This window comes from Niabella beijingensis, assembly GCF_020034665.1.
GTDB classification, from domain to species: domain Bacteria; phylum Bacteroidota; class Bacteroidia; order Chitinophagales; family Chitinophagaceae; genus Niabella; species Niabella beijingensis.
Genome location: NZ_JAIQDI010000001.1, coordinates 794,488 through 816,074 on the forward strand (window position 1 = coordinate 794,488; position 21,587 = coordinate 816,074).

Here is a 21,587-nt window from a genome sequence, read left to right on the forward strand (position 1 = left end):
CTAAAAAAATCTTCTGTAAAATTTGGCGGTCTCGGTAAATAGTCTATACTTTTGCCATAGTTCTTGAAAATATTCTTATCCAGAAAGACCGAGGGACTTGACCCGATGACGTCTTGGCAACCTCCGCATTGCGCGGGAAGGTGCCACCTTCAACCACACTTGTGGAAAGATAAGTTAGAAAAAGCTTTTTCATTATTTACAAAATAACTGAATGCGCTTCTGACTTGTCGGGAGCGCATTTTTTTTGCTCCCGGCATCATTGTCGTTCGTTTTTCCGGATGGATTTTCAGGTGTATTCTTCACAGTTAAAAAAAACAAAAAATGAAAGAGCAAACAAAGATCCTGCACAGCATTCCGGTAGATGAACTGACCGGAGCCATCTCCACTCCCATTTACCAGACCTCCACTTTTGTACAGGAAGCGCCCGGTGTACACCGCGGATACGATTATTCCCGCACCAATAATCCGACACGTGCCGCATTGGAAAAACTGATCGCCACCCTGGAAGGCGGCAGCAACGGGTTCGCCTTTGCAAGCGGCCTGGCGGCAATTGACGCTGTTGTAAAACTATTGAATGCGGGGGATGAGATACTCGCAGTGGATGATATATACGGCGGTGCCTTCCGGCTGTTCACCCATATCTATCAAAAATTCGGCATCCGGGTGAATTATACCGACACCACCGATACCGAGCAGGTAGCAAAAGCCATTACACCCAAAACAAAACTGATCTGGATCGAAACGCCCACCAACCCTACATTAAAGATCTCCGACATCCCCGCCATTGCCACACTTGCGGCAGCCCGTAATATCCTGCTTTGTGTAGACAACACCTTTGCCTCTCCTGCTGCGCAAAAGCCACTGGAACTGGGCGCCGACATCGTGGTGCACAGCGCTACCAAATACCTCGCCGGCCACAGCGATGTTATTGCAGGTCTTGTGGTTACAAAAACCGCTGAACTGGGCCACCAGGTCAAATTCATACAGAACGCTTCCGGTGCCATACTGGGCCCTTTCGACAGCTGGCTTACTATCCGCGGCATCGAAACACTCTCTCTCCGCATTATACAACATTCGAAAAGCGCACAGGCCGTTGCCGAATTTCTGAAAACACAGGAGCTTGTCAGAAACGTTTATTATCCCGGGCTCACGACCCATCACAATTACACTGTTGCAAAACGGCAGCAGAAATACTTTGGAGGCATCGTCAGTTTTGACCTCCAGGTGGATGAACAGGAACCGGCAACACAGCTTACAAAGGCCACGCAGTATTTTCAGCTGGCAGAAAGCCTGGGGGGTGTTAAAAGCCTGATCTGTTTACCCAGTGAAATGACCCATAAATCGATCCCCGCCGGGATCCGCCGCCAGGCGGGCGTTACAGACAGTCTCATACGGCTCTCTGTAGGACTGGAAGACCCCGAAGACCTGATCCAGGATCTGAAAAGAGCGTTGCGCATTGCAGCGGGAAAACTGGTAACCCGTACATGGTAACAATAACTAAACTGTATCAAAAGGCGGAATTATGAGAATAATGTCAGGCTCCACTTATAGATTCCGAACAAAATCCGATAGCTATCGGATCAGGACGACATCTTGGTAGCGACAAGCTATAAGAAACACCTTTTGATACAGTCTTCTTAATTCTTTAATAGACACTCGCTGTATCAAGTGTTGCAACAGCATCAGCGGAAAGCTGCAAACGCACCGCATCTGTCATACTTTGCATCTGGCCCACACTGGTGGCACTTACAATAGGTGCCGCTACTGACGTGCGTGCCAGCAGCCAGGCCAGCGCCACCGCCGCAGGAGTGGTATGATATTCACCGGCCACACCATCAAGGGCAGCCAAGATCTTTTTTCCGCGCGCATCCAGCATCTTCTTCACTCCCGCTCCCCTGGCGCCTTTTGAGAAATCATTTTCATTGCGGTATTTCCCGGTTAAAAACCCGCTGGCCAGTGAGTAGTATGTGATCACACCCAGTCCGTGCGCCACAGCGATCGGCTCATACCGGGTTTCGTATGATTCGCGGTGGTACAGGTTGTATTCCGGCTGCAGTGTCTGATACACCGGCAAACCGTGCTCCGCTGAAGCACTGAAAGAAGCTTCCAGTCGTAAAGGCGATAAATTGGAAGCACCGATCCACCGCACTTTTCCCGCCTTGATAAGCTGTTCATAGGCTTCAAGTGTTTCATCCACCGGAACCGTCTCGTTGTCAAAATGTGTCTGGTACAGATCGATGGTTTCGATCTGCAGTCGTTTTAATGAAAGCTCCACCTGCCTGAGGATATATGCTTTTGAAGTATCCGGCTGCGGCTGGTCTGTCGTGCTGCCACCTACTTTTGTAGCAATAAGCACTTCATTCCGCTTCCCCGTTTTCTTCAGCCAGTTACCGATGATCGTTTCCGACTCGCCGCCTTCATTTCCCGGCGCCCAGTACGAATACTGGTTGGCCGTATCGATCATATTGAATCCTTCGCCAACAAAATGATCCAGCAATTGAAACGATGTGGTCTCATCCGCTGTCCAGCCAAACACGTTTCCTCCGAAAACAACAGGCGCGATCTGCAGATCGGTATGCCCCAGTGTTACTTTATTCATATTCTGTTATTTTATGCTTACTAAACAGTTCCCGGTAAATGATTGTTCAGCAGCCGGCGGCGCGGGTACTTCGGACCGGCATATTCCCGCACGGGTCAGCGGCCGTAAACCTGTAGTACCACTGCATTTGAGGCATTTCGCTGGCTGCAAACAAAAGCTGCTATTTAACAAATTTTAAAGCCCTCGAAAAGAACGGCACCCACACCTTTTGTCTCCTTTCACTGTATTGCAGTTAAACATGAGGCAGATAAACCGGCTATGTGTTATATTTGTAACCATACTCAGTTTAAACCAGTATAACATGAACAAATCTGCCATAAACCCCATGCCGGATTATTTTGACCGATATATCAACCAGGTTGCGGATGACCTGGAATTAATTCCGGCCATACAGAAAAGCATCCTGGATGTGTACCAGCTGGATAAGGACAAAGTAGATGCATTGGGCGACCAGGTGTATGCGCCGGGAAAATGGACGATCAAACAGATATTGCTGCATATAGCAGATACAGAACGGATCTTCATCTACCGCGCCCTGCGTTTTGCAAGAAAGGACGGTACAAAGCTGCAATCATTTGATGAGAATTTATTTGCAGATGAATCCAATGCCAGTGAACGCACGCTGGAATCCCTACTGGAAGAGCTGGTGGCCGTCCGCCAGGGTACACTGGCTTTTTATAAGAACCTGGATGAAGCGCAGCTGCTTTCAGTAGGTCAGAACTATAATACACAAATGTCTGTGCTCGCTATCGGGTTTACCATCGTGGGCCATCAGACACATCATTTTAAAATAATTGAGGACCGGTACTTTCCCTTGCTGAACGCGCAATAAATGAACTTCTATTTCCGGCTGCAGCTCCGGTTGCTCAACCGTCATATAAAGGATTTTGGTATGGCGCCCCTGTGGGGATGGCTGCTGGGGCTTGCAGGATTTACGGCCTGCTCCTGGCTGCTTTTTTCAAGAACCAGGTTTGCCATTTACCTGTATCTCTTTTTTGCAGCTTCATTATTGATTCAGCTCAGCAATACGACACGCACTAATTTTTTAAGTCTTACTTTTCCCCGCAGAACCGTTCGGCGGATCCGGATGGCAGAGAATGGCCTCCTGATGCTGCCCTTTCTGCTTTTTCTCTTATTGAAGCACTATGCCCTGGTGGCACTGGGAATGATACCGGTGACGCTGCTGATGGCCTTTACGGATCATTCCCTGCGCATGAACACGACCATTCCCACTCCTTTTGGAAAACAGCCCTTTGAATTCCTTACGGGCTTCCGGCAATCACTGCTTTTTATTCTTGGTGCATATATCCTTATGGGCATCGGTATCTTTGTCGGCAATGTCAACCTCGGCCTGTTTGCAGCGGGTGCCAACCTTTTGATCATCCTGTCTTTTTACTCCAGGCCCGAGCCCCTGTTTTATGTATGGAATATGGCTTGCACACCGGCCGGCTTTTTAAGGAATAAAATAAAGACCGCGCTCCTGCACACCACCATTCTTATTATCCTCCCGCTGACGGCCTTCCTGCTCGCCTTTCCCGAAAAATGGTGGGCAATTATTGGTATGCAATTGCTGGGCTACCTGTATGTGGTTCAGATCCTGCTGGTAAAATATGTAGCCTACCCGGATGAGATCAGCCTGGTGCAGGTGCTCCTGTTTGCCGGCAGCATTTTATTTCCACCGCTGTTGCTGGGTTTGATCCCTTATTATTATTCCAGATCTGTTAACCGGTTAACCCTGTACCTTCATGATTAAGATAACAGCACTTTCCAAGCGTTTCGGGAGCCACCAGGTACTAAAGGAGCTGTCGGTTACTTTTAATACCGGCAGCGTATATGGTATTGTGGGGGAGAACGGGGCGGGAAAGACCACCCTTTTCAACTGCATTGCAGGTATTGAAACGTTTGAGGGTCATATCGAAGCGGCACAAAAGCCGTTAAAAAACTACCTCGGACTGTTGCAGACAGAACCCTTTTTCTTTTCAAAGATCACGGGGAAAGAATACCTCCAGCTGCTCTGTAATGCGCGGAACAAGCCATTGGAACACCTGGAACAGCGCAATGTTTTTGATCTTCCCCTGAACCAGTACGCCTCCACCTATTCTACCGGGATGAAAAAGAAACTGGCGCTGCTGGCCATCCTGATGCAGGAAAACGATTATTATATTTTGGATGAACCTTTCAACGGGGTAGACATACAAAGCAACCTGCTGATCACCGCAATCATCCAGCAGCTCAAACAGCTGGGGAAAACGGTGCTGATCTCCTCCCATATCTTTTCCACCCTTCAGGATACCTGTGATGCCATCCTTCTGCTACAAAACGGCAGTTTTACAAAGACCGTTTTCAAAGCCGACTTCGAGCTGCTTGAAGAAGAAATGAAACAAGGCTCCATCGGGGATAAAATCGAACGGATGCACCTGAGGTAAGCCACTTTTCACCAATTGGTGATTAATTAACCTGAGTCAAGCAGTTTTTGATTAAAAAAACGGATTTTTGCTTCAGAAATCGCACCCAAGTAACTGCTTTAAAGGGCATTGAATATACCATTATTCCGACATAAAAGATTGTCGACCTATCAAAGACAGCCGGGGTGTTCATCTGAACACTCTTTTTTTTCCCGAAATGCACACCGGAATAGCGCAAGAATCGTATTTCCATTTCAACAAATAGCGATCATCTTTGTGTTATAATATTAAGCGGTTATGAACACACAGGAAAACATAAACTTTAACAAAGTGGCAGCGGCCATCGAATACATCCGCACCCACTTCAGGGAGCAACCCGGTTTGGAGGCGATCGCAAAAGCAACGCATACCAGCCCTTATCACTTCCAGCGCATTTTTACAGATTGGGCCGGCACCAGTCCGAAAAAATTCCTTCAATACATCAGTATCGAGCATGCCAAAGAAGTTTTAAAAACCAACCATGCCTCTGTTGCAGACGCAGCATTTGATACCGGCCTCTCCGGAACCAGCCGGCTGCATGATCTCTTTATCAATATCGAAGGCATGACTCCCGCGGAATACAGGAACGGCGGCAAAAACCTGAGCATCAACTACAGTTTTGCGGAGAGTCTTTTCGGGAACCTGCTGGTGGCCTCCACCTCCAAGGGCATTTGTTATATGGCCTTCTACAAGGACGAAGAGATTGCACTGCAGGAGCTCCGGCAAAAGTTTCCCAATGCACGGTTCCAGCAGCGGCTTGACTTGTTACAGCAAAATGCCTTATTCATTTTTCAGAACAGTAAAGAGCCCCTGCAACAGATAAAACTGCATTTAAAAGGAACCGATTTCCAGCTCAAGGTATGGGAGAGCCTGTTGAAGATTCCCATGGGCCAGCTTACCACCTATGGCCACCTCGCAGCGCAGATCGGCCGTCCCGCCGCATCGCGTGCCGTCGGTACGGCTATCGGCAGCAACCCCGTGGCCTATCTGATCCCCTGCCACCGGGTCATCCAGTCAACCGGTAAAATAAGCGGATATATGTGGGGCACCACGCGGAAAATGGCCATCATCGGCTGGGAGCAGGCGCAGAACGCTGTTATAACACAGGAACCTGTTATTTAATACTTCAGTATGACAAATCTTTTGCCGTATGACGGCATTGCTCAATACTACGGTCCTGTGCTCACACGACCGGATGCAGACCGGTACCTGGATCAGTTGCTGACCACCATTTCCTGGAAGCATGATGAGGCCGTCATTTTTGGAAAAAAGATCATCACAAAAAGAAAAGTGGCCTGGTATGGCAATAAAGCATTCGACTATACTTACTCAAATACAACCAGGCGGGCATTGCCCTGGACACAGGAACTACTGGCGCTGAAGGCGATCTGTGAGACCCGGACGGGAGTAACCTATAACTCCTGTTTGCTGAATCTTTACCATACCGGCGACGAAGGTATGGCCTGGCACAGCGATGCAGAACGTGAATTAAAGAAAAACGGCGCCATCGCGTCGTTAAGTCTCGGGGCCGAACGCAAATTTGCTTTTAGACACAAGACCGATGGTACAAAAGTAGAATGCCTGCTGGAACACGGAAGCCTCCTGGTAATGAAAGGCACCACTCAAACCTTTTGGCTGCACCGGCTGCCACCTACCAGAAAAGTGCAGGCGCCACGTGTCAACCTCACATTCCGGACGATCGGTGAAGAGCAGTAAGGGAAAAGTGAAAAAGCAAGGGAGAGCCGCTCTTGTGCTGTTTGAAAAATCCGGCAGTTTTTTACATGCACCTCTTTGGATACTTATTTACGATCTTTCTTCCAAAGAAACGATCCGCGCCGGTTGCAGGCCCATAAAATAAGCTGGTGTATTCCCCTACTTCTCACATCTCAATTCTCCATTCTCAAATCCCGATACTCATTTCTCATAAAAAAAGCCCTCCTGACCGAATCAGGAAGGCCTCTCTAACAAAATAAACAAAAACAAATCACCAGATCTTCGCCCGTTCATTTTCGGGTTTATACATTTTATTACCCGGCTGTACATTGAATGCCTTATACCAGGGTTCAAAATTGGTCAGTGGTCCGTTGGCCCTCCATTCGGCCGGAGAATGCGGATCGATTTTGATCAGTTGCCGGGCCCTTTCGGGAGTTGATTTCCCTCTCCATACCTGCGCCCAGCTCAGGAAAAAACGCTGATCGGGTGTAAACCCGTCGATCAGCTCATTGCCCTGTCCCTGCTTTGTTTTTTTAAAGGCATCATACGCAATGGTGATACCGCCGAGGTCGGCAATATTTTCGCCCAGTGTAAGTGCCCCATTCACGTGTATGGAGTCCAGCACGGTGTACCCGTTAAATTGCGCCTCCACCATTTTTGTCTTTGCCTTGAATTTGACAGCATCCTCCGGTGTCCACCAGTTCTTCAGATTGCCATCCGCAGCATACTGTGCGCCCTGGTCGTCGAAGCCATGCGTCATTTCATGACCGATCACGGCCCCGATACCACCATAGTTCACCGCATCGTCCGCTCCAAAATCAAAGAAAGGGAATTGCAGGATCGCCGCAGGGAAAACGATCTCGTTAAATGCCGGGTTGTAATAGGCGTTTACGGTATTCGGCGTCATGCCCCATTCGGTGCGGTCTACCGGCTTGCCCAGTTTTGAAAGATTCCGTTTGTATTCAAAGGCCGCAGCGTTCATCACATTCTGTGCATAATTACCGGAAGCTATTTCCAGCCCGGAATAATCTTTCCATTTGTCGGGATAACCGATCTTCTTCATAAAGGCGGCCAGCTTGGCTTCTGCCTTTTGTTTGGTAACATCGCTCATCCAGTCCAGGTTCTTGATACGGCTGCTGAATGCGTCCTGCAGGTTCTGTACCAGTTCCATCATCTTGGCCTTTGCCTCCGGTTTAAAATAGCGGTCCACATAAAGCTTACCCAGCTGTTCACCGATCGCATTATTGATCACCTGCATCACGCGCTCCCAGCGGGGCTCAGGCTGCTTCTGACCGCTCAGTGTTTTCTTATAAAAATCAAAACGGGCCTCTTCAAAATCTTTTCCCAGATACGGAGCCATATCCGAAAGCAGGTTATAGGTAAGATAGGCCTTCCATACATCCAGCGGCGTTGCGGTAAGCTGTGCCGAAACGGCTTTATAATATTGAGGCACATTCACCAGCAGGGTATCCTGCCCGTTGATGCCTATTTTTTCAAAGACTGTCTTCCACGGAAGATTGGGTGTTTGTTTGGTAAATGCTTCCAGACTGAATTTATTGTACATCCGTTGCGGATCGCGCATTTCCTTTGGATACAGGGAAGCTGCTGCCAACCGGTTCTCCAGTTCAAAGATAGCTGCGGCATCCTTACCGGCAGCGGCGGTATCCTGTCCTCCCAGACTCAGTATTTTTGCAATGTAATTTTTGTAGGCAAGCCGGTTCTTTTCAGCATTGGCATCCTTATCCGTATAATAATCTTTCGACGGAAGGCCCAGTCCTCCCTGCATAAATTGTATGATATTCTGATTCACATTCTTATCATCCGGCCCGATAAAATGGGGCAATACGGTTTGCAGGCCGTTCTTACCATTTTCAATGATCACGTCCAGCAGCTGCTGCGGAGAAGAGATGGCCTTTATCGCGTCCAGTTGTTGTTTCAATACCGTAACACCCGCCTTATCAATGGCCGCCGTATCCATTCCGCTTTTATAGAATGCAGCTACATTGAACTGTAGAGTTCCCGGTGCTGCCTCCTCTTTTGCCACATCATCCAGCAATGTATGAACCGATTTATTGGTCTTATCGCGCAATTCGTCAAAGCTTCCCCACCGCGTCTTGTCGCCCGGTATGGCCGTGTTCCGCACCCAGGTGCCGTTGGCATACAGAAAAAAATCATCTCCCGGTTTTATGGTGGTGTCCATATTGGCCCTGCTCAGGTAAACAGTTGGTCCTTCTGTGGTTTGCGCTTCCGGCTGCTTGCCGGGAGTGACCCCGCATCCCACTGCTCCGGTGGCAGCTACAGCTCCGGCTAGCAAAAGCTTTTTGTATTGCATTTTTCTTTTATTTATCCGTCAAAGGTAATCATCTGCCGTGTTGATGGTTGAAATTTTATATAAACGGTAACAGGTTGCGGCCCCACATTAATCGGAACTCCGGAAGCCAATACAGTGACTGTCAACCTGCTATAGATCAGTTTGGCAAGGATAAAACCGGGTCTGGTCCACAGGCATCCGGTGTGCAGACCCGCCGGGAAAAACCGCACCGGGCAACTACTGTACACCTGCACCTGTTGGTGGTGGAACATTAATTGCTTAATCCGGGTTAAGTTATTTTTAAACCTGTACATTATACGCAATCAATGCTTATATTGGTACAAACTTTGTTTCCCTAAACCTGCGTTTCGCGATTAAGAAATACCCTTTTTAATCAGCCCCGGAATGCATCAGTATTTATAAATACGCCTATTATTCTAAGCTCTTTAAACAGGTTTCACGATTTATTCCATAACCGACAAAAAACTTATTTATGGCTCAGCTCACCCAGCCCGTGTTCAGCATCAACGGGAAACCCCTTGCTCAATTCACGTCCTTTTCGCTTCACCAGACCATCTTTGACCATCACCGTTTTTCACTCACCTGTCCTGCGCAAACCATCGATGGGAAAGGCGGTATCTTCAGTGCGTCAAAAGACATGGTGGGCGCCACATTCGGCGCCCGCATCGCCAGCATCGGCGCAAAAGGGGCAGTGCTGTTCAACGGCATTGTAACCAGTGTGGAAACCGCCCGTTTTACCGGGCATCATGGCGATGTGATCATCAGCGGCTACAGTCCCACTATCGTTATGGACAGCGGTCCGCACTGCAAAAGCTGGGAAAAGAAAGCCGTAAAGAATATTGCCCAGGAGGTGCTTAAATTTTTCCCCCAGAATTTACTGGAACCCAAGATACAGCCGCTCTATGGCGAAACGCTGGCTTATACCGTTCAATATAAAGAAACCGCCTGGCAGTTTTTAAAGCGCCTGACCAGCACTTTTGGTGAATGGCTGTATTGGGACGGCAGGAACCTGGTAGTGGGTCAGCCCGGCGGTAACAAAACAGCAGATCTCGTATACGGCAGCAATCTCAACAGCTTTAATATATCCCTGCAGGCCCGCCCCACACAGATGCAGATGATGGCCTGGGATTATATGAACAGTGAAGTGTACACCAGTCAGCCCAGCGGTATCGAACAGAAGGCCGGACTGAACCCATGGGGGGAACAGGTTTATAAAGCCGGGCAGGCAGTTTATGCCACACAGCCAAAGCTCTGGAACAACCAGTTCCTCACCAATAAAAAACAACAGGAGGACGTACTTAATATCCGCAGTGCCATGGCAAGCAGCCGTATTGTACGCTTTAGCGGGCAAAGCGGCCACCCGGGGGTAACCGTGGGGAGCACGGTTGAGGTAAAAGGCAACAATGTGTTCAGCAGCCAGTCGGAGGGTTATGGCGACTACCTCATCACTGCTGTGAACCATTATGTGGATGCACAGGGCAATTATGAAAACGATTTTTCCGCAGTTCCATCCACTATTAAGGTCCCTCCTATCGAGCAATTTGTCGACCCCAACTGTGAAACGCAGAGCGCCATTGTTACAGACAATAATGACTTTAACGGGCTGGGCCGTGTGCGGGTCAAATTCCACTGGATGAATGGCGCTGAAAAGAGCCCGTGGATCCGCGTTACCACACCCCATGCAGGCGGTGGCAAAGGGATGTTTTTGATACCGGAGGTGGGTGAGGAAGTGATCGTGGGTTTTGAAGGGGACAGTGCTACCAAGCCTTATGTAATTGGAGCCGTTTACCATGGCCAGGCCAAGAACAGTTTTGGCAATGCCGGCAACGATGTAAAGGCCTTACAAAGCCGTAGCGGCAGTAAACTGATCTTGAACGACCAGGACAGCAGCGCATTCCTGGGGTCTGGCGGCGGCGGCGGCGGCGTGATGATGGATGGCAAAGGTAAAATGGCGCATACGAGCGACAAGGAGATCTCCCTTACCTGTGGTCTAAGTTCTATAACGTTAAAAGAAGATGGCACGATTACCGTGAGTGGTAAAAACATCATTAATATAGCAACAGTGGATCTTGTTTCTTCTGCTGAAAATAATATGACCCTGGCAGCAAACAATGAGATGACCGCTGCCGGAACTGTAAAAGCATCATTTGTATCTACAGAAACATTGGTGGGCGGCACAGCCGATCTGACATTATCAGCTCCCAAACTGGCTGCCCTTGCTGCCAGTGAAATGAAGATGAACGCCGGCAAAATGGACTTATCATCAAGCGGGAATGTTGGTGTAACAGGAGCTATTGTAAAATTGAACGCATAATGCAGCAGACACCAATGAGTAACTCTTCAACATCAGTAGCGCAGGAGTTTTACAAGATACGCGAGGCCTGGGAGCAGGTCTCCAAACGTAAACACTGGAAGCTGGCAGTATGGGTGGCGCAATACCAGGATATAGACATCATTGATAAATTTATAGAAACAGAACGCCTGGCAATCGGGGTATTTGAAAACGATATCTTCTTTCGTTTTGAAACAGCCTTCAAAGGAGATCATCAGGGTTTTGAAGAAGCCCTGTGGAAAGAATACCAATCCTGGTTCAACCCTCCGGTACCAGAAAAAGATGTGCTGCTGGCTTTAAGGAATGACGGCGTTCTGGATCCAATATTTGAACCCCGGTTTAATACAGAAAGCGGCTTCAGCGGCCTGTTGAAAGAACTGCTGCGGTTGCGGGAGCATCTTGAAGGGTTTGAAGAAACCTTTTTCTGCTTATACTTCCCTACTGCAAAGCAACACCAGTTTATGCTGGGCAGTTGGCTGGCAGCGAAATTAAAAAAAGACATTCCACCCTTTATAAGACTGGTTACCATTGACCATGCCGCTGACAGAAACATACATACAGGAAAAAATAACCTTATTGTAGAGCTGGAACCAAAGCTGGACATGATGGGAGCGATCAATAACGAAATGGATAAAGGCGGTGGCAGCAGCGAAATGGTCAGCCCGGAAGCCCGTTTAACCAAGCAGATCCGGGTAGTGATGGATACAATTTTAAAAAAGGACAGATCACTTAGCGACAGGGAAGTGAAAAAGATGCTGGACCTGGCAAAAGAAACCGGCAATCCCTCTACCTATATTTCGTCCCTGCTGGTAGCATCGCAGGTGCATTATAATATTAAAGATCACGACCAGGCTGCCCGGTATGCAGACGATGCCATTGGAAGATCGGAAGCAGTAATGGAAAAAGGCGATGCCACCGGGTATCATTGCTGGAAAGCCTGCATGATGCTAAAGGGTGCCCTGCTTTCAGCAAAGAGAAAATGGGAAACAGCGATTACCGTTTATGAAAAAATGGCTGTAACGGCGTTAAAGTACAGCGATGTGTTTTTTGTAATGGAGGGGCATCGCATCAGCGGTCATCTTTATTATTTAAGAGGGCGGCACGAGCCGGCGTTTGAGCACTCGCTGCTTGCACTGGTGGCTGGGAGTAATTTAACACAGGAGGTCATCCGCCAATCTACTTTTCTGCATGCAGCACATCTGGCTGTTTTTCTGGGTGAAAAAGTACGCCCCAAAGACGATCTAAAAGCGCTGGAAGAACAGCTGGCAATATGGATCGGGCCGGACTGGGCCGAATTGATATCAGGAACGGAGTTTGAAAAAAGTACGGCAAAACCGAGGTCCCGTTTTTTACCCACGGTACCATTTAAATAAGTGTACTCTTAACCTTATTGAAAAAATGAAAACTATTTAACAATGGCAGCAACAGGATCAGCACCCAGTAAGGGATTCGGAGAACTCTTTGGCGATGCCAAAGGCAAGCTGGACGATTTACAGGCCGGCCTTGCAAGTATCCTGCCTTCCATGCCAGGCATGTCTGCCGGAAAATATTTTGACCTGGCAATCGGGATCGATTTTGAACAGACCATCATGCCTCCCTGTCCGGTATTTCCCGTACCCCATGTAGGCCTGATCTTTGATATTTTTGGCGCCATCATGAGCGCCATTGCCTCGGCGCTGCCCACACCACCTGAACCTCCTGAAGGCGAAGAAGCACCGGTAACCGTATTAAGTGTTTGTACGGCTATTATAAATGCATTGAAACCTTCTGTACAGGTGCACGGACGCTGGATTAACAATGCCGGCACCCCGGTAATGCACCTTCCGGCAATGTTTCTGCATCTGCTTCCTTTGGCAGTACCTACCTCTTCTTCTGAAATGTGGATGGGCAGCAGTACAGTGCTGGCAGACGGCGGCCCCTTTTCCACCCAGTTCCATCCTTCCCTGTCCTGCAACCTGGTAGGCTTTCCGAGCTTACCCCGGATGAATAAAACACCACGCCCGGTTTTGGATCTTATGTTGCCCACTTCTTTACTGCTCGCCATTATAAGCAGCGGCAAACCGGTAGTGGTAGGCGGGCCACCCACCATTGACCTGTTCCAGTTATTTTTTAAAATGGGGTTACAGGCGCTGATGAAAAAGGTCAAGATCAAAAAGATCGATGCGCTTGGGAATAAGTTCCAGAAAAAGATCGACGATATCGCAAAGACCAATCCAAAGCTGGCCGCAGCGCTGCAACCGATTAAATGTAAAAATTTTGGAGAGCCGGTAGATGCCGCTACAGGAAGGGTGATCCATAATAACGTGGACTTTGAGCTGCCGGGCCCCATTCCCCTGGTGTGGGAGCGTACCTATTACAGTGATGCGGAAGTAGAGACCTCGCTGGGTTATAACTGGCACCACGGTTATAATATGGGCCTGCGCGATGTAGGTAACGGTTTTACACTGCGCCTGCGCGATGGGCGGGAAGCCGCGATGCCTTACCTGCAAACCGGTGAAATCTTTTATCATCGTATCGAACATTTATTTTTTGAACGGGATACAGACGGATATTTTATAACGGACAGCAGTAAGCTGGTTTACCGCTTTAACGGTAAACAGAACCGGGAGGGCTTCGGCATGTTGTCATCCATAACCGATCCGCAGGGTTTTGCCATCTTATTTCATTACGACTACAGGGGAGCGCTTATTGAAATAATTGACAGTTGCAGCCGCCGTTTAACAGTGGAGCACGATGAAAAAGGCCATGTTACTGCAATACATACCCTTGCCAATGGCAAACAACTGAATTTTATACAATACCATTACGATGCCCTGGGAAATATGACCCGTACTGAAGATGTGATGGGCGCCGTTAAGCATTTTGAGTATGATGATCATTTACTGGTAAAGCTTACCAACCAAAGCAATCACAGTTTTTACTGGGAGTATGAAGGCCGGGGCGACGATGCCCGTTGTATTCATACCTGGGGGGATGGCGGCACACTGGAGTACTGGACGGAATACCAGCAAAATGATGATGGCAGCGGCACTACCATTACCCGCAATAGCCTGGGCCATGCCACTGAATACCATTACGATAACAGTAAGCTTATTTTTAAAATCATTGATGCGAATGGCGGTATTACCCGCCAGGCTTATAATCCGCTGCAGGACCTGGAAGTGGTGGTAAATCCGGAAGGAGGCTCCGTCAGGTATGCATACAATGCCTATGGGAAAATAGTACGTATTACAAATGAGAATGATGAGTCCAGCGACTATAATTACGATGACCGTCTTAACCTTGTTTACGCCGGCAGTCCGGGAGGCAGGAGCCTGAGCTGGGCATACGATAAGCAAAACCGGCTGATAAGCCGTACCGGCGCCGGTGGTAATACCGTTTACTACGTGTATGAAGATAAACAGCTGCGATGGATCAAAGACAATAAAGGGCGGAAGTTTGAATTGCAATACGATAATCAATACAACCTTAGCCGGCTCCGCTACCCTAACGGGCTGCAGCAGATTTGGGAATACGACGACCTGAGCAATCCAACGTACCATATGGATGTACGGGGAAACAGCACCCATTTTAAATACAATGATGCAGGCCTGGTAACAGAACTAAAAGAGCCTGATGGCAATGTACATCATTTTGACTATGACAGGGCCGGTAACCTGGTGCAGGCAAAAGGCATCGGCCACCAGGTTCAGTTTGAGTACGGTCCACTGGGTATCTTAAGAAAACGGACGCAGAACAACCGCTCCGTACAATTTAACTACGACACGGAACTGCAATTGAAAAGCATTGCCAATGAGGGCGGCGAACTGTATAAGTTTGGACTGGATCCTATGGGCAATGTGGTAAATGAATGGGGCTTTGACGGACTGCACCGCCGCTATATCCGCGATGGGAACGGTCAGGTAACAAGAGTATTGCGCCCGGATGAGCGCTGGACCACTTATGCTTATGACGGAACAGGCAATGTTGTACAGGAAACACACAGCGATGGCAGCATGGCTGCCTATAAATACAATGCAGACAGCCTGCTAACCGAAGCCATCAATGAAAACGCGCATATCCGGGTCGAACGGGACAAAGCCGGTCGCGTGGTAAAGGAAATACAGGATGGTTACGAGGTAATAAAAAGCTACACTAAGGAAGGTAGCTGCATTTATACCGGCAGCAGCCTGGGCGCCGTAATTGAAATGGAATACGATGAGTGGGGAATGCTTACACAAATAAGCGGTACCCGCAGCGCGGACGCCGCTGCCGGGCCCAAACCCCAACCCACCGAGGTCGATCAGAAAATAAAAGAGATCAATGCCGTCATCAGCCGGGTTACAGGACGTGCGCCGGCAGCGGAAGCATCCGGCCCCCAACAGGAATCCACTGCGTGGAAGGCGCTCTTTCAGCGGGACGATACGGGGCTGGAACTGCACCGCCAGCTTTCCGGTAATGTGGAAGTAAAAACCGAGCGCGACCGGCTGGGCCGTGTAACCCGCCGCAGCATTGGCGCTAAAAATATAGAACAAAGTCGTACCCGGTACGACTGGGGCATGGGCAATAAGCTTCATAAACTGGTAGACGAGCTGACAAAAGCACAGGCCAATTTTGAATACGATGCCTTTGACAGCCTCATCAGCGCTTCCTATGAAAGCAAAAGCGGCGCCACTGAAACCATTTACCGGGTACCGGATAAAATAGGGAACCTGTTCAAGACCCGCAACCGAAGCGACCGGAAATACAGCAAGGGCGGGCGCCTGCAGGAGGACGATAAATACGCTTACCATTATGATGGCGAGGGCAATATTATTTTTAAGGAATTTAAAACCAATGAAAATGCCGCCGCTATTGTGCATACGGAATATGCCAAAGCGCAGGGCATTGCTTTTAAACGCAGCGGCACCGGCTGGCTCTATGAATGGGCGGGCAACGGTATGCTTAAAAAAGTGATCAACCCCGGCGGCCGGGAAATTGAATTTTATTACGACCCCCTGGGCAGGAGGATTGCCAAGATTGTACTGGATCAAAATGCCCGGTTTTTTGAGGAAAGCAACGGCGTTGTTACCCGCTGGGTATGGGATGGCAATGTGCCGCTGCATGAATGGAAATATGAAGGTGCCTATCCCCCAAAAAAATCGGTTGACGAAGAAGGCATTAAAGAAGAAAAAGAGCCGGTTGAAAATCTGAGTACATGGATATTTGAGCCCGATAGTTTTGTACCTTGCGCCAAGCTCATTGATAATGAACAATACAGTATTGTAACCGATTACCTGGGTACCCCCACCCATGCTTATAGCGGCTCCGGCGAAAAAGTTTGGGAGCGGGAACTGGATATTTATGGAACGGTAAGAAAAGAAAGCGGTGAAAAAGGTCTGGTGCCGCAGCTTTACCAGGGACAGTATGTGGATGAAGAAACCGGACTGGCCTATAACCGGTTCAGGTACTATGATCATGAAAGTGGCGGGTATATAAGTCAGGATCCTATTGGATTAATCGGAGTTAACCCTACCTTATATGGATTTGTACAGGATACAAACACATGGATTGACTTATATGGGTTGATGCCTGGGGGAATGAAAGGAGCAACTTCCAAAGTTACAGCAGGAAAACATTCAAGCTCACTCCCATCAAAAAATAAAGTTCACTCTGAAATGCGAAACTTAAACGAACTTGCAGATCAGGGAAAGCTAAAAGGTCAGGATGTTGTAATATCAGATGTTAAAGGTCAGTTTCCGGAAGGGGTTATAAAAGAGGTTCAGGTTTGTGCGGAGTGCCGTACCAACATGTTTGACCCACTCATTCGTGGCGAAGCAAATAGTGTAACAATTCCCCGAAAAGGAGGTGACCCCATTACTATTCAAAGGGCAGATTTTGTCGCTGCAAGGGCAGACACAAAGGCTGTAGTGGATAAATATGCAGGTACCAGGAAATATGGTGCGCGATCCAATGAGTCTTTTGATGCACTAGAACGACATCAACATTAAATCATGAATATAACTAAATCAAAAGCCAACTTTATCCAATTCACACTTGATCCAGACACTACCTGGACAAGGATCGATATTATCGCCGGTGAGAATTTTCGCACCCTGGGGGATGCGTTTCAATTAAACATCACCCCCCTTACCGATGCAACGCTGGTTCCTTTTTCCAACTTTCAGATTGAAAATCAAAAAACACTGATTTTAGATGTTACCGTCAATAAATCTCTTTCCAGATATCAGATAGACTTAACCAAACATAAAGCAGGTTTGGCGCTTGCTGAATTTATTGAGGAGTATAATGCAGGGGCGCTGAAAATAAAAACAACTTTTTCAGACTCGATTAAAATCGAAACAGATAAGCAATTTTTCAAATTTCAAATTGAAGATATTTCTTACAATGACACAAACATTGAAAATAAAAAATGGCTCATTGTCAGCAGGAATAAATACGGAGTTTATGCGCAAATAAAGGAACCCTTAATTGCACAACGCCGGTATGAGCAGATAAAATCGGTTGAACTCAGGGACAATTTATTGAAAGTTGAATGTGCGGGTAAAGACGTCTGGAATGAATCTGCCGACGAAATTGCACCTTCGCTTTATACATGGGAACTCAACATTCAACCGGAATTCTCTGAAATTGTCAGAACACTCTTAACTATTTGTATCGAGCAATTAAATAAATAAATCTTCATTCCAGGCTGGTGGCACCTACACCACCACTGCCATCTGCTAACCGACACTCCATGGGTTTAGGAAGCCCGAAAAGAAAATAACAGGGCTTCCGGTCATCCATTTTTGAATGAAACAACAGCGGCCATAACCGGGCCCGGGTCGCATAAAATGTATAGCTTGTTTGAAGTTGCATCAACAGATCTCTAACAGTCTCCTACACGGCCAGCAACGCCCTCCCAAATGATTCCACAATGACTGCTGCTGAGTCCGCGGTAGCGGTCAGCGGCAGTTCCGTACCGGCCCAGAGACTGGTAAACTCCGGATCGTCCTGCGCCTGCGCCATTTTACGAAGCGGGGCGGTCAGCGCATTCTGATAAGGATAGGGCGGCACCGGGATACCGGAAGTTTCGATCGCGGTGATAAAAGCATTGGAAATGCCCCTGGCCCACCGGCCGGAAAAAGCAGTGGTCAGCACTGAACGGGGGTCTTCCCCGGTCAGCATTTTTTTATACGAAGAAATCGCCAGACTTTCATCCGTGGGAATAAACAGTGTTCCCAGTTGTATTGCTGCTGCCCCCTGATCAAACAACGTCTTTGCTGTACCACTATTCCGTATACCCCCCGCAGCAATCAGCGGGATGGTCAGTGCAGCTTTCACTTGCCTCAGCAATACTTCCAGCGGTTGTTGCGGCAGTACATTTTCATTCAGAAAACTGCCGCGATGCCCGCCGGCCTCAATCCCCTGGGCCACCACCATATCAATGCCTTTGTTTTGCAGATACACCGCTTCTTCCAGGCTGGTAGCCGTACCGATCAGCAGTATATTGTTCTTTTTCAGCAACGCGATACTTTTATCATCCGGGCATCCGAATGTAAAGCTTATAATGCGTACCCGTTCTCTAATAAGCACCTCCAGTTGGTCTTTATAAGAATAGAAGCGGGGCAGCTGCAGATCGGTGTCCGTCAATACATATCCGTGCTCCTTTGCCAGCTGTTGTATCAGCCGGCGCATAGGCTCCAGCGTGGTGATGTCCACTTCGGGAATGTGGTGCACAAACAGGTTAACGGCATAGGGCCGTGAGGTAAGCGTATTGATCCTGTGCAGTAATGCGGCCACCGCATCCGGTGAAAGTCCGCCAACAGGAAGTGATCCCAGTCCGCCCGCATCGGATGCCGCTGCCACCATCTCTGGTGAGGAAACACCAAGCATGGGCGCCTGTATTACCGGGAATCTTATCTGTAACGTGTCGAGTAATACCCTGGTATGCATCTTTTTGTTTTTTTTTGAATGGATCCGGCACACTGCACAACACCGGTGCGGTCAGCTTTTATCAACGGGCGCTTTTTCCTTTACCACCACCAGGTCGCTCAGCTCTACCTGCATCGGTAACAGCCCGATCTTTACCACCGCCCGTTTACTTTTTATTTCCAGCACCTCACCTACCTGATGGTTGCGCTTCATCTTTACTTTATCGCCGACCTGTATGGAGCCGCCTATCTCTTCATATTTGGACTCGATCTTTTTCTGGATCTTTCCGGTCGCTTTTTTTTCATTCTTGTTGAACAAAAGATTGTTAATCTGTTTGATCAGCTTCTGCTTGTCCTCTTCCTTCTTCCATTCAATGGTGATCTGTTTCAATTTGCGCTCTGTATCTTTCAGATAGGCGATCCGTTCTTCTGATATTTTATTCTGCTCGCGCAGCACATTCATTTGCTGGCGGTGCCGCTCCTTATCCATCACCCGTTCCATTTCTTTTTTCAGCCGCTCATTTTCCCTGATCAGCCGCTCCAGCTCCTGGTCTTTTTTTGTCAGGTCGCGCAGGTTCTGTTCTGTCTTGTTCAGCAATTTATCCAGCCGGTACTGGTCATCATCTACCATCTGCCGGGCCTGGTTGATCAGGCGCTTCTCCAATCCGATGCGTTCGGCAATGGAAAAGGTATACGAGCTTCCCGGCCGTCCCACGATCAGCTGGAACAGCGGCAAAAGATTTTTTTCATCAAAGGCCATGGCGCCGTTCACAATACCATGTGTTTTGCCCGCCATCACTTTGAGGTTCAGGTAATGCGTGGTTACTATACCATAGGAATGCTTTTTCAGCAGCTCCAGCAGGATCACTTCTGCAAACGCTCCTCCCAGGTTGGGGTCACTCCCGCTTCCCAGCTCATCAATAAAAAACAGGGTCTTGCCGTTGGCTTGCTCCATGAAATATTTCATATGGATGAGGTGACTGCTGTAGGTGCTCAGTTCAAATTCCAGGCTCTGCGTATCACCGATATGGATCATCAGTTGCTTGAACACACCGAACTCACTGTTCGGATGCACCGGTACCAGCAAACCGCTTTGCACCATCATCTGCAACAGGCCCACCGTTTTCATGGTAACCGTCTTTCCTCCCGCGTTCGGTCCGCTCACCACCAGTATCCGCTGGTCCTGATCGAGGTTGATGGACACCGGATAGGTGGGTTTCTGCGAGCGTTTATTGTATAAATAAAGCAGCGGATGATAGGCATTCACCAGGCATACCTGGGCTTTATCCGTCACTACCGGGAACTCCCCGTTGATATCATTTGCAAATTTTGCCTTGGCCCTAATAAAATCGTATTCCCCCACCACCGTGTGCCAGGCATTCAGCAAAGGAGCATGGACCGATAAAGCTGCGGTCAGCTGCCGCAGGATCCGGTCTACCTCCTTACGCTCCTCATGTTCCAGATCCGCCACCTCATTATTGAGGTGCATGGTTTCTTCGGGTTCAATAAAAGCGGTCTTACGGCTGTCGCTCTCTCCGTGAAGGATACCCTTTACCGCCCGTTTCTGTTCTGCAAAAACGGCGATCACCCGGCGGCCGTTCATAAAGCTCTCTTCGATCTCCGCCAGGTAACCCTGTTTGTTGAGTTTGGATACGATCTTATCAAAGATCCGCCGCAGCTCCATCCGCTTCCGGTAAAGACTGAGCCGTATGTCTTTCAGTGCGGGTGAAGCACTGTCCTTTACCTGTCCGATATCATCGATCACCTCATCAATCAGGGTAATGATGGCTTTTTCATAATAGGTGTCTTTTATAACCGCGTGCAGACTTGAATATGCCAGTTTGCGCTCGGCATCGAACCATCGGAAAATCTTTTCGATGCTCTCTGCCAGCTTCCGGATCTGTAATAACTGCTCACCGGTAAGCAACGCACCGGGGATCGATAATAATTTCAGCTCCCGGGCCAGGTTCAGGAGATAATCATTCGGGAAATAAACCGCATGCTGCAGCAGCTGTTTAAATTCATGCGACTGTTTCAGCTCTTCATCAATAAACCGTTTGTGGGTATGAATGCGCAATTGCTCCGCCTTTCGCTGGGCATAATCCGTTTCACAATGTTTGGCCAGCAACTCTTTGATCTTGTCAAACTCCAGTTGTACGTATGCCGATTCGGGGTATAATTTCATAAAACTTCTCTGCGATTTTCGATCCCGGTCATTGCCGGCTTGCAAAGGTACGATTTGACTGCTGGTTTTGGAAGCAGTTTATCCGTCCGT

The 21,587-nt window shown here is 48.4% G+C and carries 15 protein-coding genes and 1 riboswitch; of the genes, 10 read left to right on the forward strand and 5 right to left on the reverse strand.

The genetic code is table 11. The annotated features are described in order from the left end of the window. The first annotated feature begins 72 nt into the window (after positions 1-72). Positions 73-176: riboswitch (SAM riboswitch) on the forward strand. Between the two features lie 145 nt (positions 177-321). Further along, positions 322-1,491: a trans-sulfuration enzyme family protein gene (locus K7B07_RS03470; protein WP_223707483.1), complete on the forward strand. Its 1,170-nt coding sequence runs from the start codon at positions 322-324 to the stop codon at positions 1,489-1,491. A 154-nt stretch (positions 1,492-1,645) separates the two neighbouring features. Here K7B07_RS03470 and K7B07_RS03475 read toward each other — a convergent pair whose 3' ends face one another. Next, positions 1,646-2,599: an aldo/keto reductase gene (locus tag K7B07_RS03475; protein WP_223707485.1), complete on the reverse strand. Its 954-nt coding sequence runs from the start codon at positions 2,597-2,599 to the stop codon at positions 1,646-1,648. Positions 2,600-2,900: 301 nt separating this feature from the next. On the opposite strand from K7B07_RS03475, the gene K7B07_RS03480 reads away from it, so the two are divergent. The 5 genes from K7B07_RS03480 (at position 2,901) to K7B07_RS03500 (ending at position 6,759) form a co-directional block, all read left to right on the forward strand. Then, positions 2,901-3,431 carry a DinB family protein gene (locus K7B07_RS03480; protein ID WP_223707487.1) on the forward strand — a complete coding sequence of 177 codons (531 nt, stop codon included), beginning with the start codon at positions 2,901-2,903 and terminating at the stop codon, positions 3,429-3,431. Next, positions 3,432-4,352, forward strand: a complete 921-nt coding sequence (locus tag K7B07_RS03485; RefSeq protein ID WP_223707489.1) for a hypothetical protein — start codon at positions 3,432-3,434, stop codon at positions 4,350-4,352. Then, positions 4,345-5,025 carry an ABC transporter ATP-binding protein gene (locus tag K7B07_RS03490; protein WP_223707491.1) on the forward strand — a complete coding sequence of 227 codons (681 nt, stop codon included), beginning with the start codon at positions 4,345-4,347 and terminating at the stop codon, positions 5,023-5,025. Before K7B07_RS03485 ends, K7B07_RS03490 begins: the two co-directional genes overlap by 8 nt. Before the next feature lie 276 nt (positions 5,026-5,301). Then, positions 5,302-6,165 (forward strand): bifunctional transcriptional activator/DNA repair enzyme AdaA, encoded by an 864-nt coding sequence (locus tag K7B07_RS03495; protein ID WP_223707493.1) that lies wholly within the window; start codon positions 5,302-5,304, stop codon positions 6,163-6,165. A gap of 9 nt (positions 6,166-6,174) precedes the next feature. Further along, entirely contained in the window at positions 6,175-6,759 is a 585-nt protein-coding gene (locus K7B07_RS03500) for an alpha-ketoglutarate-dependent dioxygenase AlkB family protein (RefSeq protein ID WP_223707496.1), read from the forward strand. Between the two features lie 268 nt (positions 6,760-7,027). On the opposite strand, the gene K7B07_RS03505 is transcribed toward K7B07_RS03500, so the two are convergent. Next, positions 7,028-9,088, reverse strand: coding sequence for a M13 family metallopeptidase (locus K7B07_RS03505; RefSeq protein ID WP_223707498.1), 2,061 nt, complete (start codon positions 9,086-9,088; stop codon positions 7,028-7,030). Between the two features lie 472 nt (positions 9,089-9,560). On the opposite strand from K7B07_RS03505, the gene K7B07_RS03510 reads away from it, so the two are divergent. The 4 genes from K7B07_RS03510 to K7B07_RS03525 are packed head-to-tail and all read left to right on the forward strand — an operon-like array spanning position 9,561 to position 18,076. Continuing rightward, entirely contained in the window at positions 9,561-11,402 is a 1,842-nt protein-coding gene (locus K7B07_RS03510) for a type VI secretion system Vgr family protein (RefSeq protein WP_223707500.1), read from the forward strand. Beyond that, a complete protein-coding gene (locus tag K7B07_RS03515; protein ID WP_223707502.1) occupies positions 11,402-12,793 on the forward strand; it encodes a hypothetical protein in 1,392 nt (463 codons plus the stop codon). Before K7B07_RS03510 ends, K7B07_RS03515 begins: the two co-directional genes overlap by 1 nt. Before the next feature lie 42 nt (positions 12,794-12,835). Beyond that, positions 12,836-17,389 carry a DUF6531 domain-containing protein gene (locus K7B07_RS03520; protein ID WP_223707504.1) on the forward strand — a complete coding sequence of 1,518 codons (4,554 nt, stop codon included), beginning with the start codon at positions 12,836-12,838 and terminating at the stop codon, positions 17,387-17,389. Between the two features lie 3 nt (positions 17,390-17,392). Beyond that, the gene (locus K7B07_RS03525; RefSeq protein ID WP_223707506.1) at positions 17,393-18,076 is read left to right on the forward strand and encodes a DUF8184 family protein; all 684 of its coding nucleotides are present in this window, start codon (positions 17,393-17,395) and stop codon (positions 18,074-18,076) included. A 4-nt stretch (positions 18,077-18,080) separates the two neighbouring features. Here K7B07_RS03525 and K7B07_RS03530 read toward each other — a convergent pair whose 3' ends face one another. Genes K7B07_RS03530 through K7B07_RS03540 form a run of 3 tightly spaced genes read right to left on the reverse strand, consistent with a single transcriptional unit; the run spans position 18,081 to position 21,497 of the window. Beyond that, positions 18,081-18,257, reverse strand: coding sequence for a hypothetical protein (locus K7B07_RS03530; protein WP_223707508.1), 177 nt, complete (start codon positions 18,255-18,257; stop codon positions 18,081-18,083). Between the two features lie 21 nt (positions 18,258-18,278). After that, positions 18,279-19,334 carry an NAD(P)H-dependent flavin oxidoreductase gene (locus K7B07_RS03535; protein ID WP_223707510.1) on the reverse strand — a complete coding sequence of 352 codons (1,056 nt, stop codon included), beginning with the start codon at positions 19,332-19,334 and terminating at the stop codon, positions 18,279-18,281. A 51-nt stretch (positions 19,335-19,385) separates the two neighbouring features. Next, positions 19,386-21,497 (reverse strand): endonuclease MutS2, encoded by a 2,112-nt coding sequence (locus K7B07_RS03540; RefSeq protein WP_223707513.1) that lies wholly within the window; start codon positions 21,495-21,497, stop codon positions 19,386-19,388. Positions 21,498-21,587 lie beyond the last annotated feature (90 nt).